This is a genomic window from Microcoleus sp. D2_18a_B4, assembly GCF_036702475.1.
Taxonomy (GTDB): Bacteria; Cyanobacteriota; Cyanobacteriia; order Cyanobacteriales; family Microcoleaceae; genus Microcoleus.
On sequence record NZ_JAUBTL010000020.1, the window covers coordinates 1 to 12,988 of the forward strand.

A 12,988-nucleotide genomic window follows, 5' to 3' on the forward strand; every position below is an offset into this window, starting at 1 on the left:
CATTGGTTGACACGCCTTTGTTGAGAGACTCTCTTAACTTATACGTTTGTTAGCATTTGTTAGCGAAAAAGTGTCGGTCAGCACCGCTCATGTCAGAAAATCTGTTTCCTAGCCTTCTAGGATAACTGGGGTTATATTTAATTCCAAGTCCCCTATGCCGTCAATTAAAGCAGCCCACACACTTAATTCTGTGGGATGTTGGTTAACTGGGACATAAATTCCTTGATTTTTACTAGCAATCAGAGTGCAGCCTTTTTCTCTAGCGGGATTGAGCGGGGGATTACCTGCAGCCCCCTCCCTGTGTTTGCCAACCAAAGGCACTCCAGAACAATAAGTTTCATGGCATCTATCTAAGGGTATCTATATTGCGATTACTTTAACCTTAAATGCAGATATTTTACTAAAGTGCGATCGTCTTCGATCGTCCTCTGGGTTGATGTAAGTTGCTGGCGTAATTTGTTCTAATAAATGTAAAGTTAGATTTGAAGGAACAATTTTCAATGCGTAAGTTAAACATAGGTCTATCTGACGAGCAACGTGCAGGCGTTATCGAACTATTGAATCACGACCTGGCAGATGCTTATCTGCTGTTAATCAAAACCAAAAAGTATCACTGGGATGTAGTTGGCCCACAGTTTAGATCGCTCCACCAGTTGTGGGAAGAACACTATCAGGCGTTAACACTAAATATCGATGCTATGGCTGAACGGGTGAGAACTTTAGGTGGCTATCCAATTGGTACTGCTGAGGGTTTTCTGAAGTACGGCTCGATTCAAGAACATATCGGCGATTTGCCTTTGGCTACGGAAATGGTATCGCGTTTAGTTGACGACCACGAACTGATTATTCGCAATCTCCGCCAACACGTCGAACAGTGCGGTGAAGAGTTTAAGGATGACGGAACCGCAGACTTTTTGACGGGTTTGATGGAACAGCACGAGCAAATGGCTTGGATGTTGCGATCGTTTATTGAAGGGGAGTCCCTTTCGCCAGACGGTCAGCAGCCGAAAGCTCAAACTGCTACAGCTTCTCACGCTTAGAGAGATTAAGTAGAAGGAAGAAGGAAGTTCGGCAACGGATTTTGTAACGGATGTAACGGATGTAACGGATGTCAGTCCGATGTCTGTCGGAAGAAGGAAGCATGGAAAATTGAGATTTTTTTATTTAACCCTCTTTCCTGATTCTTGAGCGACCAAGCAGGCAGAATTAAGCGCCCTCTAGCTTCCTCAAAAACCCGGTTTATTCAAAAAACCGGGTTTTTCAAGGTTGGGTTTATTTAGATTTTGGATTGGCTAAACTATTGAACCGCATTCTTTCATATACCTGCGACGGCAGTATTTTGTGAACTTTGGTTCGCGTCTCAATCCTAGCAAGTGTCGTCCCCTCACTCGATTCTGATGCTTGTTTTAACTCTAACCCCGATCCAGTTGGCGGTGGAAGTATTATTTTTAATATACTTTCTATTGATAAAATGTACAAATTGTGGCGTAAAAGAGTCATCAATGAATCTTCTCTAAAAGCTCGATATAGCCAGAATAATGTACTGCGATGGTTGCCGTTACGGTTGCTTTTAACGGCTAAATTGTATATATAAAAACTGCTGCTAGACCAGCGATAAATATTGGCAGGAATTTCAGGATGCCGCTCCCGGACATCTGCCATAATTATAGAGTGAGATTTTGCCATTGCTGCATAGTTGCAAGACATACTGCTGGAAATCTGTCGGTAGCCAACTAAAAATTCTGGCACTACTTTAAATTGATAATGCTCAGCGATGCGGATAAAAAGTTCCAAGTCTTCGCAGCCTTGGGCGTTTTCGGCTTTCAATTGGCAATTGTAGCCGCCGACTCTCTCGAAACAAATACGGCGGATCAGAGATGAGCTAGCATTACCCATAAAATATTTATAAACTAAAGCTTTGTATACTTCTCCTTCGACAGTGGAGTTGTAAAACCCCCTGTGAATAAGTCTTTTTCGTTGATATCAAGTGACCAGGAATAGACTATTCCTACGGATGGTTCTGATTTAATTAAGCATTCGACTTGTTTTTCTAGGTTTTGCGGATACCAAATATCGTCGGCATCGATGGGAGCAATATATTCGCCTTTTGATTTCTCAATTGCTAGGTTGCGAGCGACGGCGACGCCGGCATTTGACTGTTGGAATAAGCTGACTCAGCTATTTTTTTGAGCAAAAGATTGGACGATTTCGGCTGTTGTATCTGTAGAGCCGTCGTCAACTACTAAAACTTCTATGTTTTGATAAGTTTGAGATAAAACAGATTCTAATGTTCTAGCAATAAAAGTTTCAGCGTTGAAAGCTGGTATGATGACTGAAACTAATGGCTGATTTAAAGTGTTTTGGGAGGTGTTCATGTAATATAAAAAATGGTTTAGGTAAAAGTTTTGGCTCAAAGGGAGCTAGCTAAGGGTATGTTAGCAAATTACGAAAGCTCGATCGTACAGCGTCGGAAATTTTAAGACGTATATTTAAAAATATATATTGCCAAAAGCCATAAAGTGTGCACTGAGTCCGCAGTCGCGATCGAGACTTGGTGCAGGAGTCACTCACTGATGAGGTCTGTAAAAGAAATTGTACCGCGCCAGTTTTGACAGTTCGCGGGTATCCGTATAAACGATGTTTGATTTTATACGGTGTGCCTACTTATAAAATCAAAGTCTTGTGCATTGCAACAGAGCCGCACCAGAATGCTGCTGGGGCTTTTTCCCAACTTTACACAAACAATGATATATATAAAGATTTTGTAAAGCTGTTGTCTACATCAGGTCAGTCTCAGCAAGATATGGCGTAAAATAGAGGTAAGAATGGGAAAAATCAAATCGAGAATACCAGCAAAAAATCTAGTTGAAGACAAACAGAAATCGAGTTATAAATAAAAAAGTAGAGCTAATTTTACCCTTCGTAAAGTAGCACCAATAAAAATCCAGCAAATTTTAGACCCTGCAATTTAAACAATTTAGGTAATGATTTCTACCGCCGACCCCACTGTATCCGTTATTATCCCAGTCCACAACGGGGGCGCTTACTTCCGCACCTGTTTGTCAAAACTGGCTCAAACTGTGCCCAGGCCGATCGAGATTATTGTAGTAGCAGATGGCGAAAGCGACGGTTCCTGGCGTCTGGCCCAGGAATTCGGCGCCAAAGTGATCAGGATTCCCGAATGCGGAGGGCCAGCGCGAGCCAGGAATTTGGGTGCCCAGGCTGCAAAGGGAGATATTCTGTTTTTTGTGGATGCTGATGTCGCTGTTTGTCCAGAAGCTGTGGGCTATGCGATATCGGTGTTCAAAAATAATCCCTACTTAGCTGCTTTCATCGGCTCTTACGACGATGCTCCCGGAGATCCTGATTTTCTATCGCAGTACAGGAACTTGCTGCACCACTACGTGCACCAAACAGGTAACGAAGAAGCTTCGACTTTTTGGGGCGCTTGCGGAGTGATTCGCCGGGAAATTTTTTTGCAGATGGGCGGCTTTAATGAGAGTTACCGCCAAGCTTCGATCGAAGATATTGAGTTCGGCTACCGTTTGAAACAAGCAGGTTATAACATTCGGCTGTGCAAAACATTGCAGGTGAAGCATTTAAAGCGGTGGAAACCTATGGGTATGGTGAAAGCTGACTTTTTCTACCGAGCACTGCCTTGGACAGAACTGATTTGGCGCGATCGCCAATTGAATAACGACCTCAACTTGCAAGTTTCAAACCGCATCAGCGTGATTTTAACTTATGCAGTGCTGCTGGCAATTTTGGGGACGTGCTGGTCGCTGAGCTTTCTCCTACTGGCTGGTTTGCTGGCAATACCGCTGGTAGCAATTAATGCACCGCTTTACCGATTTTTTCACCGTAAACACGGTATCCTATTTGCCCTGAAAACTATTCCGTGGCACTGGCTTTTCTACTTTTACAGCGGACTGGCATTCGCGATCGGCACGGGTCGCTACTTATACCAAAAAAAGCCTGTGACTGGCAAAGTTAGTTTGCCGGTATCCGCTCAATAAATCAAGGCAAATTGTGCTTAAACATCAGGTCGATCGAGAGTTTCTCAGGGTATTCACGGGTGCATCTATCACTGTGACAAGTTATAAATAACTGTATAGTTTGGATAAAAAAGCTGGAGGTAGGCTGAGTGAAACATTATCCTGTTGCGATCGTCGGTGCAGGCCCTGCGGGCTTGACTGCTGCCTACGAGCTAGTCAAGCAAGGCATCATCCCTGTTGTACTAGAAAAAGGTGATAAAGTTGGGGGAATAGCTCGCACAGAAACCTACAAAGGCTATCGTTTCGACATTGGCGGCCACCGCTTTTATACTAAAGTTGAAGCCGTGCAGCAGTTGTGGCAAGAGGTGCTGGGAAATGAGTTTATTAAAGTGCCACGATTGTCGCGAATTTTTTATCGAGGTAAATTTTTTAACTATCCAATCAGTGCCTTCAATACTCTCTTTAATTTGGGGATAATTGAGAGTACGCTCATTATTTTGAGCTATCTGAAAGTGAAAATTTGGCCACTTACGGAAGAAAAAACTTTTGAACAATGGGTGATCAATCGTTTTGGGGAACGCTTGTACAAAACATTTTTTAAGACTTACACTGAAAAAGTTTGGGGCATTCCTTGTTCGGAAATTCAAGCAGATTGGGCGGCGCAGCGGATTAAAGGATTGTCGCTGACGACAGCAATTATTAATGCTTTGTTTGGCAGCAACGACACTAAAACATTAATCAAAGAGTTTGATTATCCGGCCTTGGGGCCGGGGATGATGTGGGAAAAGTTCGCGGAAGCTGTGGAGAATAAAGACGGCAAGGTTTATCTCGATACTAAAGTGATTAGCTTTGAGCGTGAAGGTAATACGATTAAAAGTATTACTGCGGAGCAAAACGGAGAATTAGTTCAATATTCTGCTGATAATTTCATTACGAGTATGCCGATATCGGCGCTGGTAGCAAGAATGAAACCGCAGCCCCCCGAAGAGGTATTGCACGCCGCGCGATCGCTCAAATATCGAGATTTTTTGATTGTAGCGCTGATTGTAGATCGCAAGGATTTGTTTCCTGACAACTGGATTTACATTCACTCCCCCGAAGCCAAAGTTGGACGAATTCAAAACTTTAAAAATTGGAGCGCCGCTTTAGTTCCCGATGCCAGCAAAAGTTGTTTAGGAATGGAATATTTCTGTAGCGTAGGCGACGAGATTTGGGAAATGTCGGACGCGGAACTTATCGAATTAGCAACTCGCGAGTTGGTGGGTTTGGGGTTAGCAACCACTGCTGAGGTGGAAGATGGAGTTGTCATACGGCAACTTAAAGCTTATCCCGTTTATGATGGGGAATATCGAGGACATTTGCAGGTACTTGAAGGTTTTTTGAAGGGATTTGAGAATTTGCAGACGATCGGGCGAAACGGTATGCACCGATACAACAACCAAGACCATTCCATGCTGACGGGGATGCTGGCTGTGAGAAATATTCTCGGCGAAAAGCACGATTTGTGGGATGTGAATACTGAGCGATCGTACTATGAAGATTTTAGTGTCGATCGCTCCAAGGACAAAAAGGATTCGGATTTGATTTCGCAGTCAATATAGCCAGCCGAGATAGGGATTGCCATGAAAAAAGGGAACCTGCCAAACTTAATCGGCTTCGCAGCAAGCATCTTCGTGCTCCTGCTTTCAGTGCAGTGGTTTGTCCCTATCCAACTCGACTTAATCGAAGCGATAGCCGCGATCGCTTCTGCTTGGAGCGTTTGGCTGCTTGCTAAAAACAATCCCCTAGGCTGGTGGATCGGCTTAATCGGAGTTATCGCCTACGCTGCGGTGTTTTATCAAGTTAAACTTTACGGCGAAGTTGCGCTTCAATCCTTCTATTTGATCACTAGCTTCCAAGCAATTTATATTTGGCTGCGGGGTGGCGAAAACAGCAAAGAAAAACCTGTATCTCGCATGGATCAACGCTGGCTCATCCTCACCACAGTCTTAGTTACAGTTGGCGTATTTGGCTTGCGAACAGTATTAGTATATTTGGGCGGTGCGGCACCATTTTGGGACGCCCTGACCACCATCTTAAGCGCGATCGCCCAGTTGTATCTGATGGAACGCTATCTCGAAAGCTGGTATTTGTGGATTGTTGCAGACACGATTTACGTTCCCTTGTATGCCTCGCGCGGGCTATATCTGACGAGTATTTTGTACGCGATATTTTGCTTGATGGCAATTTTGGGACTGCAAAATTTTCAGCGGATTTACTCGGAACAAAAGTTAAAACAGCAGCAATCTTTATGATACTCGGTGTTACTGTAGGCAAATTTTACCCCTTCCACAAAGGACACGACTACTTAATTCGAGAAGCTAAAAAAAAGGTTGACCGTTTAATCGTTCTCGCCTGTTATAAAACAAATCAAGCAGTTGCAGGAAGCGTTAGAGCCGACTGGATTCGGTTTTTGCATCCCGATGCAGAAGTTATCGAAGTGCTCGACGATTTGCCGGAAGCCCCCGAACCTTGGGCTCAGAGGACTCTTGAGGTGCTTTCTGGGCGAAAACCCGATATCGCTTTTTCTTCAGAAGATTACGGCGAACCTTGGGCAAAACTGATGGGATCTCAACACTGTGCAGTCGATCGCGAACGGCTCAAATTCCCGATTTCGGGAACGCAATTGCGATCGCACTTAGCCGAACACTGGCAAATGCTGACTCCCCCAGCCAAAGCCTACTTTGCCAAACGAGTCTGCGTGCTGGGTGTAGAATCGAGCGGCACGACTACCCTGGCACGATCGCTCGCACAGCACTACCAAACTGCTTGGGTTCCCGAATACGGCAGGTGTTACTGGGAAGGTAGGCAATATTCGCCCGATCCTGAAATTTGGGACAGCTATGAATTTGTAGAAATTGCCAAGAAACAAGCTGCTATAGAAGACGATATTGCTACTCGCGCTAACAAAGTCGTTATCTGCGATACAGATTCTTTAGCTACTTGTATTTGGCACAACCGTTACCTTGGTTCAGAACACCCGATGGTCGAGCAAATAGCAGACAGCCGCCACTACGATTTGTATATTTTGACTCAGCCAGATTTCGGGTTTGTTCAGGATGGAACGCGAGAAAGCGAACATTTACGAATGACTATGCACCAGTGGTTTTTTGAGATTCTTCAGAAGAAAGGAAAGCGGTATTGTAAAACTTCATTAAGTTTATAAGCAGTAATGGGCGATGGTAGTATTATGTAGTCAGGAGGTCAAAATGAAACTACCTGACTACGCCAAGGCAATAGGCATAAGTTACACAACAGCATGGCTAGGCGTGGAAGGCAAACAAACTGCCACATCCGGCACGGCAAACGGAAAGCGGCCTGATTATAGTTGACTACTTGCCACAATCGCCATCAAGCCAGGTCAAGAAGAACCGAGTCGCTATTTACAGTCGAGTCTCATCTTCAGAAAACAAAGATAACCTCAACCGTCAATCGGAGAGGTTAACTGAGTACGCCATTGCTAACGGCTATCAAATTGTTAAAAATGTCAAAGAAATGGGCAGCGGATTGAACGACCACCGAAAACAGTTAGAGTCCCTACTGCAACAAGATGACTACGACATTTTATTAGTTGAACACAAAGACCGTTTGGCTCGCTTTGGCACAAATTATCTAGATGTTTTATTACTACGGTTGGGAGTTAGGTTAGAGATAGTCAACTTAGCAGAAAATGGAAAAGATGAGTTAATGCAAGACTTAGTGGCTATAGTTACTAGCTTTGCTGCTCGACTTTACGGAGAGCGACGCGCTAGCAGAAAAACGGAAAAGATAATTGCCGAGTTGAAAGATGGAGGTGCTGAATGCAATTAGCAGAAAGGCATATCATTAAATCAACAGAATCCCGTTTTGCCGAAATTGACCAACTAGCTTTTAAATCCAAGAATCTGTACAATGCCGCTAACTACGTCATTCGCCAGAACTTTATTTATGGATGGGGCTATGTCGGTTACAACGAGATGAATCGATTGATGAAGTTTCACGAGGCATACAAGGCTTTACCTGCCAAAGTGAGTCAACAAATATTGATGGTGCTAGATAAGAATTGGAAGTCATTTTTTGAAGCAGCTAAAGCCTACAAAGCCGACTCTTCTAAATTCACTGGTCGGCCAAAACTACCAAAGTACAAAGATAAGCTTAAGGGTCGAAACCTTCTTGTATATACGATTCAGGCGATTAGCAGTAAGCAGTTGAGAAGCGGAATTATCAAACTTTCCGGTACTGAACTTTCAATTAAGACTAAAGTCAACCCTAACCGGATTTGTCAAATTAGGTTGGTTCCAAAATGTGATTCTTATGTAGTGGAGGTAATTTATGACGAGCCGGAGTCCGCCACCCAAGAGAATGACTTTGCAGCCAGTATTGATTTAGGACTGAATAATTTAGCGGCGCTAACTTCAAATCGACCGGGTTTTGTCCCGCTGTTGATTAACGGGCGACCATTGAAATCGATCAACCAGTTCTATAATAAGCGTTCTTCAAAACTGCAATCACAATTGAAAGGGAACCGCAAGACTTCACCTCGTATTCAGCGATTAACTCGCTGCCGCAATCAAAAAGTAGACAATTACTTGCATCAAGCAAGTCGCACGATTGTCGATGTCTTGGTCGCGCAAAAAATTGGGACGCTAGTAATCGGTAAGAATGTACAGTGGAAAACCGATATTAATCTCGGAAAGCAGACTAACCAAAACTTTGTCAGTATTCCTCACGCTCGATTAATTGAGATGTTGGAGTACAAAGCTTTTCTAGTTGGAATTAAGGTAATTGTGCAGGAGGAATCATACACATCCAGAGCGAATTTTTTAGGATTAGATTCAATTCCTGTTTATGGGGAGACAGAAACAGAACCTGTCTTTACCGGGAAACGGATTAAGCGAGGTTTGTACAAAACCTCGACTGGTCAGTTGATCAATTCTGACGTGAATGGTGCTTACAATATTCTCAGAAAAGCAATCCCAAATGCGTTCAGCGATGGGATAGGGAGCTGCGTAGTTCAGCTTAAGAAGGGTCAATCCGCTTAAAGTAAAAGCAAAGGGAGAGGGACTTGAAGCCTCTCATGTCTATAAATGACTATACTTTTACCAGCTATATTACTGTGGGAGGAACGCACGAGTTGCGAATGTCGGAGGCTCTACGGGCGATCGATTCACTGTTGGTGTTTGAACCGTTAAAGGAGCGAGAGAATTAGGAATAAGTGGAGTGCGAGCGCGCACCTTTTATTTGCGGGCGATCGCTCTTTTGAAATATCTCTTGCTTCTCTAGATATCTATTAGAATAGTCGAACTAGGCGGTTCAAAGGATTGCAGGGAAACGACTCATGAAACTCACGGATTTGCCCCAAGATGTTCTCGATGATTTATGTCAGGATCGACAGTGGCGATTAGATATCGATCCAGGATTTGACAGCAAACACGAATTTTGGATGGCGTGGCACCATTTTCTGAAGTTACCGCAGCAATCCTACTTTGAGATATCCGAAGATAGTCTGGCAGATTTTCTCACAGTCCAAGAGTATAACCTGCTGCTGCCAGTGCCGCGATCGCACCATGCCAGCATCCATCCCATTCGATTGATTCCGAGTGCTGACCAACAGACACTCACCCTGTTTCTTCAGGACTCTTACCATCGTGATTGGTTCACAAAGCCCAGCGATGCCCGTTATGGATTTCTGGCGATATGCGATCGCTATCAGAAGTTTGGTTGCGATTTCTATCTTGCCAGCTATTATCATTTCGCTTACCTCCTCGGAAAGGATTACGAAGTGGCTGTAGGGATTCTTACTCAAAAATTAGGTCAGCTACCGTAGTTGATGTCCGATTGAATGAGCTCGATTAAGATTAGTTTGTAGTGAGGACTTTAGTCCGCAGGATCGAAGGACTAAAGTCCTCACTACAAACCGGATCGATCGCCCTCAAGCGCTAAGCGGAGGAATTTGACCGGGCATGATATCCCGCTTGCATAAATCACTCGATAGGTTTTCAAAATGTTCGATCGCCGATAGGGATTTTTTAACAGCTTTTTTTCCACCAAATCTACAGAACGGTGAAATAAATCCTCTATCTCTTCCTGCATACTCAATAAATGAGACAGCGTGAGGCGGTGGGATGGCTCGTAAGTAACTAATACATCCACATCGCTATCAGGGCGAAAATCATCCCGCAGCACTGAGCCAAACAGGGCAAACTCGACAATGTTCCAGCGCTGGCAAAATTGCGCGATCGCATCCAGAGAGACTTTTAATCGATCGGTCACTACATATTCTAAATCTGATTGCAACTCAATCATCCGCGAGTCAACCTCCAACGAGAGCAAATAATGTCTGAGCTAAAGTGAAGCAATGGCATCGCTAACTTTCACCATGAGTGTCATCGGATCGATCGGCGAAACAGTAAACCCGCACTTCTGATAAAACTGCTTCGCATCTTCGGAGATAGCGTGTACGAGAATTGCCCGTATCCCTGCAATCTCAGCAGCTTGCAAAGTGCGAAGAATTGCATCCCGCAGCAAAGCGCGTCCGATGCCGAGGCCTTGCCAGTTGCGATCGCAGGCAAGCCGTCCAATCACCATAACAGGAATCGGATCGGGCATATTGCGCCGGACTTTACCCGTTGCAGTAGTTTGTGCTATTGCTCCATTTGCAAGACAATAGTACGCAATGACTGCTTGGCGATCGCACAAAACATAAGTCCGTGAAGCCCCCTCTGACTCATTTTTCAGAGCGCGGCGCTTGAGCCATTCATCTAACTGACTGTTGCCTGAATCAAAGGTCTCAATTTGATGTAACGAGTTCAGTTTTTCAGGGGGGCAGAGTTGGCCTAAATCTCGATCTAATCCCACGGAGATTTTGTTTTTAGTAATGCGTTTAGCTTCTGATTTGGCGTCGGCGGTGCATCCAGCAGCGCCAAAAATTGCTTAAATTTAATTTCATCTAACCCAAAAAAACAGCGGTCTAGAAGAACATCTTGAGCTTTTTGGTAAGCTGATTCAAGCATGAACTCCGATCGGCTCTTTCCCTGTAATTGGGCCGCGCGATCGATTACAGCGCGTTGATTCGGCTTAGCTCGAATGTTGATTGTCACATCGCGGGTCTGGGTGACTGATTCTTCAGATGCTGGCGGGTGCATAACAGTTACCTCTGGCTAGACACAGTAGTAATTTGAGCTAGTAGCCCTAGCATATTTATATTATGATTTTTTGTATACACAATGTCAACACATATACTGAAATCTGCGATCGCGGATCTAGTTAACCGCGAGGGAATCGTGAACTCACGCATTGTACGGGCAGCCCCCGCCGCCGCTGATACAGGATCGCTCGGCCTAAGTCCTGATGTTGCCTTTCTAGGTCTGTTTTTGATAGTTGACACAAATTTTTTAAACTTGTGCTAACCCTTGACTACATACTTAAAACAGTGAAAATATGCTAAGACGCAAGCAACAAACAAACCAACCTATGAACTTTTCCCAGAAGTCAGGGGGCAAAAGTGCCACATCCCCAAAAATCAACTCAACACACAATCTCGGCGTCGGAGGATTGCGGAAATTACTTTTTGCCGCCGGAATAGCCTCTCTGTGCGCTAGCTGTCAAAATCCTCAAGCACCCACCGCCACAACTCCCGGAGGCAGCCCCGGAACCAGTCCCGCAGCCACTCCCGTCGCAGTCAGCAGCCCCGGAGACCCAAATACTGTCAAAATTGTCTCCATGCTGCCGATGACAGGCAGCGCCTTGGGTCAAGCTCAAACAATGGTCAACGGCATCCAACAAGCCCTCGCCGAAACCAACTCCAAAGCTTGCGACGGCAAAATCCAAATCCAATACGAAGTTTACGATGACGCCACCGCCGCGGCCGGCAAATGGGACCCCGCCCAAGTAACCTCGAACTCCAACAAAGCCGTCGCTGACGCTTCGGTAGTTGCCGTCATCGGTCACTATAACTCCGGTGCCGCCAAACTCTCCATTCCCGTGCTCAACCAAGCTAACATCGTCATGATCAGTCCGGCCAACACTTATCCGGGACTGACTAAACCAGGAAAAGGCGAAGCCAAAGAACCTAACGTTTATTATCCCGCTGGCACTCGTAATTTCACCCGCGTTGTCCCCGCTGACGACCTTCAAGGGGCTGTAGCTGGCAACTGGGCGAAATCTTTAGGCGTACAAAAAGTCTACATTCTCGACGACCAAGAACTCTACGGCAAAGGCATCGCTGATGTTTTTGAAGCAACTTCTAAAAAGTTGGGGATTCAAGTCCTCGGAAGAGAGGGAATTGATATTAAAGCTAGCGACTACAAGGCGTTAATGAATAAGATCAAAGCTTTAAATCCCGACATGATTTACTTCGGTGGCACTACTCAGAGCAATGCCGGACAAATAATTAAAGACATGAGAAATGTCGGAATGACGCCTGATGCAGTTAAATTCATGGGGCCCGACGGCATTAAAGAGCAAGCTTTAATTGACGCGGCTGGCAAAGATGCCGAAGGAATTTACGCTACTTTTGGCGGCTTGCCTCCTCAAGAATTGACTGGTGCGGGCGCGAAGTGGTACGAAAGTTACAAGGCAAAATATAATGCTGAACCGGAAGCTTATGCAGCTTATGCCTATGAAGCTGCTAAAGTTGCGATCGGCGCAATTAATACAGTTTGCAAAAATGACCGCGCTGCTATCCGCGAAGCTGTCTTGGCAACTAAAGACTTTAACGGGGTACTCGGCACTTGGAGTTTTGACACCAACGGCGACACGAGCTTGACTACAATGTCAGGAAATGTTGTTAAAGGTGGCAAGTGGGAGTTCGTGAATGCGCTCAAGACCGAATAATTAATCAGTTGACTGTTGTCAGTTGACTGTTGGCTGTTGACTGTTGACTGTTGTCAGTAGTGATTTTAACTGGTTCCTAAGCAGAGCCTAGGAACCAATGTCACTCTTGGTCTGCTGGGCTTTCCGATCCGAAAAATAGG

The 12,988-nt window shown here is 44.9% G+C and carries 15 protein-coding genes and 2 pseudogenes; 11 read left to right on the forward strand and 6 right to left on the reverse strand.

Annotated features, from left to right (window positions below; genetic code table 11):
- Positions 1 to 108: 108 nt before the first annotated feature.
- A complete protein-coding gene (locus tag QUB04_RS13865; protein WP_333285049.1) occupies positions 109 to 315 on the reverse strand; it encodes a hypothetical protein in 207 nt (68 codons plus the stop codon).
- Positions 316 to 500: 185 nt separating this feature from the next.
- Between QUB04_RS13865 and QUB04_RS13870 the strand changes: the two genes are divergently transcribed.
- Positions 501 to 1,040, forward strand: coding sequence for a Dps family protein (locus tag QUB04_RS13870; RefSeq protein WP_333285051.1), 540 nt, complete (start codon positions 501 to 503; stop codon positions 1,038 to 1,040).
- Positions 1,041 to 1,272: 232 nt separating this feature from the next.
- Here the strand turns inward: QUB04_RS13870 and QUB04_RS13875 are convergent, their stop codons facing one another.
- Together QUB04_RS13875 and QUB04_RS13880 are read right to left on the reverse strand one after the other, a co-directional pair.
- Entirely contained in the window at positions 1,273 to 1,896 is a 624-nt protein-coding gene (locus QUB04_RS13875) for a hypothetical protein (protein ID WP_333285052.1), read from the reverse strand.
- A 14-nt stretch (positions 1,897 to 1,910) separates the two neighbouring features.
- A pseudogene (locus QUB04_RS13880) lies at positions 1,911 to 2,375 on the reverse strand (glycosyltransferase family 2 protein).
- 609 nt (positions 2,376 to 2,984) lie between these two features.
- Between QUB04_RS13880 and QUB04_RS13885 the strand changes: the two are divergent.
- From QUB04_RS13885 to QUB04_RS13920, 9 genes and pseudogenes are all read left to right on the forward strand, one after another.
- Positions 2,985 to 4,016 carry a glycosyltransferase family A protein gene (locus QUB04_RS13885; protein ID WP_333285054.1) on the forward strand — a complete coding sequence of 344 codons (1,032 nt, stop codon included), beginning with the start codon at positions 2,985 to 2,987 and terminating at the stop codon, positions 4,014 to 4,016.
- A 128-nt stretch (positions 4,017 to 4,144) separates the two neighbouring features.
- Entirely contained in the window at positions 4,145 to 5,596 is a 1,452-nt protein-coding gene (locus QUB04_RS13890) for an NAD(P)/FAD-dependent oxidoreductase (protein WP_333285056.1), read from the forward strand.
- Positions 5,597 to 5,617: 21 nt separating this feature from the next.
- A complete protein-coding gene (gene pnuC / locus QUB04_RS13895; protein ID WP_333285058.1) occupies positions 5,618 to 6,289 on the forward strand; it encodes a nicotinamide riboside transporter PnuC in 672 nt (223 codons plus the stop codon).
- Positions 6,286 to 7,200 carry an AAA family ATPase gene (locus QUB04_RS13900; RefSeq protein WP_333285060.1) on the forward strand — a complete coding sequence of 305 codons (915 nt, stop codon included), beginning with the start codon at positions 6,286 to 6,288 and terminating at the stop codon, positions 7,198 to 7,200. Before pnuC ends, QUB04_RS13900 begins: the two co-directional genes overlap by 4 nt.
- Before the next feature lie 43 nt (positions 7,201 to 7,243).
- Positions 7,244 to 7,366, forward strand: coding sequence for a hypothetical protein (locus tag QUB04_RS32530; protein ID WP_445301055.1), 123 nt, complete (start codon positions 7,244 to 7,246; stop codon positions 7,364 to 7,366).
- Positions 7,367 to 7,370: 4 nt separating this feature from the next.
- Positions 7,371 to 7,844 (forward strand): IS607 family transposase, encoded by a 474-nt coding sequence (locus tag QUB04_RS13905; protein ID WP_445301056.1) that lies wholly within the window; start codon positions 7,371 to 7,373, stop codon positions 7,842 to 7,844.
- Positions 7,835 to 9,104, forward strand: a pseudogene (locus QUB04_RS13910) (RNA-guided endonuclease InsQ/TnpB family protein). The gene QUB04_RS13905 and the pseudogene QUB04_RS13910 overlap by 10 nt, the downstream one beginning before the upstream one ends.
- A complete protein-coding gene (locus QUB04_RS13915) occupies positions 9,091 to 9,222 on the forward strand; it encodes a hypothetical protein (RefSeq protein ID WP_333285062.1) in 132 nt (43 codons plus the stop codon). Before QUB04_RS13910 ends, QUB04_RS13915 begins: the two are co-directional and overlap by 14 nt.
- A 129-nt stretch (positions 9,223 to 9,351) precedes the next feature.
- Positions 9,352 to 9,840: a hypothetical protein gene (locus QUB04_RS13920; RefSeq protein WP_333285064.1), complete on the forward strand. Its 489-nt coding sequence runs from the start codon at positions 9,352 to 9,354 to the stop codon at positions 9,838 to 9,840.
- 83 nt (positions 9,841 to 9,923) lie between these two features.
- Here the strand turns inward: QUB04_RS13920 and QUB04_RS13925 are convergent, their stop codons facing one another.
- Genes QUB04_RS13925 through QUB04_RS13935 form a run of 3 tightly spaced genes read right to left on the reverse strand, consistent with a single transcriptional unit; the run spans position 9,924 to position 11,158 of the window.
- Positions 9,924 to 10,319, reverse strand: coding sequence for a nucleotidyltransferase domain-containing protein (locus QUB04_RS13925; protein ID WP_333285065.1), 396 nt, complete (start codon positions 10,317 to 10,319; stop codon positions 9,924 to 9,926).
- Between the two features lie 39 nt (positions 10,320 to 10,358).
- Entirely contained in the window at positions 10,359 to 10,871 is a 513-nt protein-coding gene (locus QUB04_RS13930) for a GNAT family N-acetyltransferase (protein ID WP_333285067.1), read from the reverse strand.
- On the reverse strand, positions 10,862 to 11,158 hold the full coding sequence (locus QUB04_RS13935; RefSeq protein ID WP_333285069.1) for a DUF1778 domain-containing protein: 297 nt from the start codon (positions 11,156 to 11,158) through the stop codon (positions 10,862 to 10,864). Before QUB04_RS13935 ends, QUB04_RS13930 begins: the two co-directional genes overlap by 10 nt.
- A gap of 328 nt (positions 11,159 to 11,486) precedes the next feature.
- Between QUB04_RS13935 and QUB04_RS13940 the strand changes: the two genes are divergently transcribed.
- The gene (locus QUB04_RS13940; RefSeq protein ID WP_333285071.1) at positions 11,487 to 12,848 is read left to right on the forward strand and encodes a branched-chain amino acid ABC transporter substrate-binding protein; all 1,362 of its coding nucleotides are present in this window, start codon (positions 11,487 to 11,489) and stop codon (positions 12,846 to 12,848) included.
- The last annotated feature ends 140 nt before the right edge of the window (positions 12,849 to 12,988 follow it).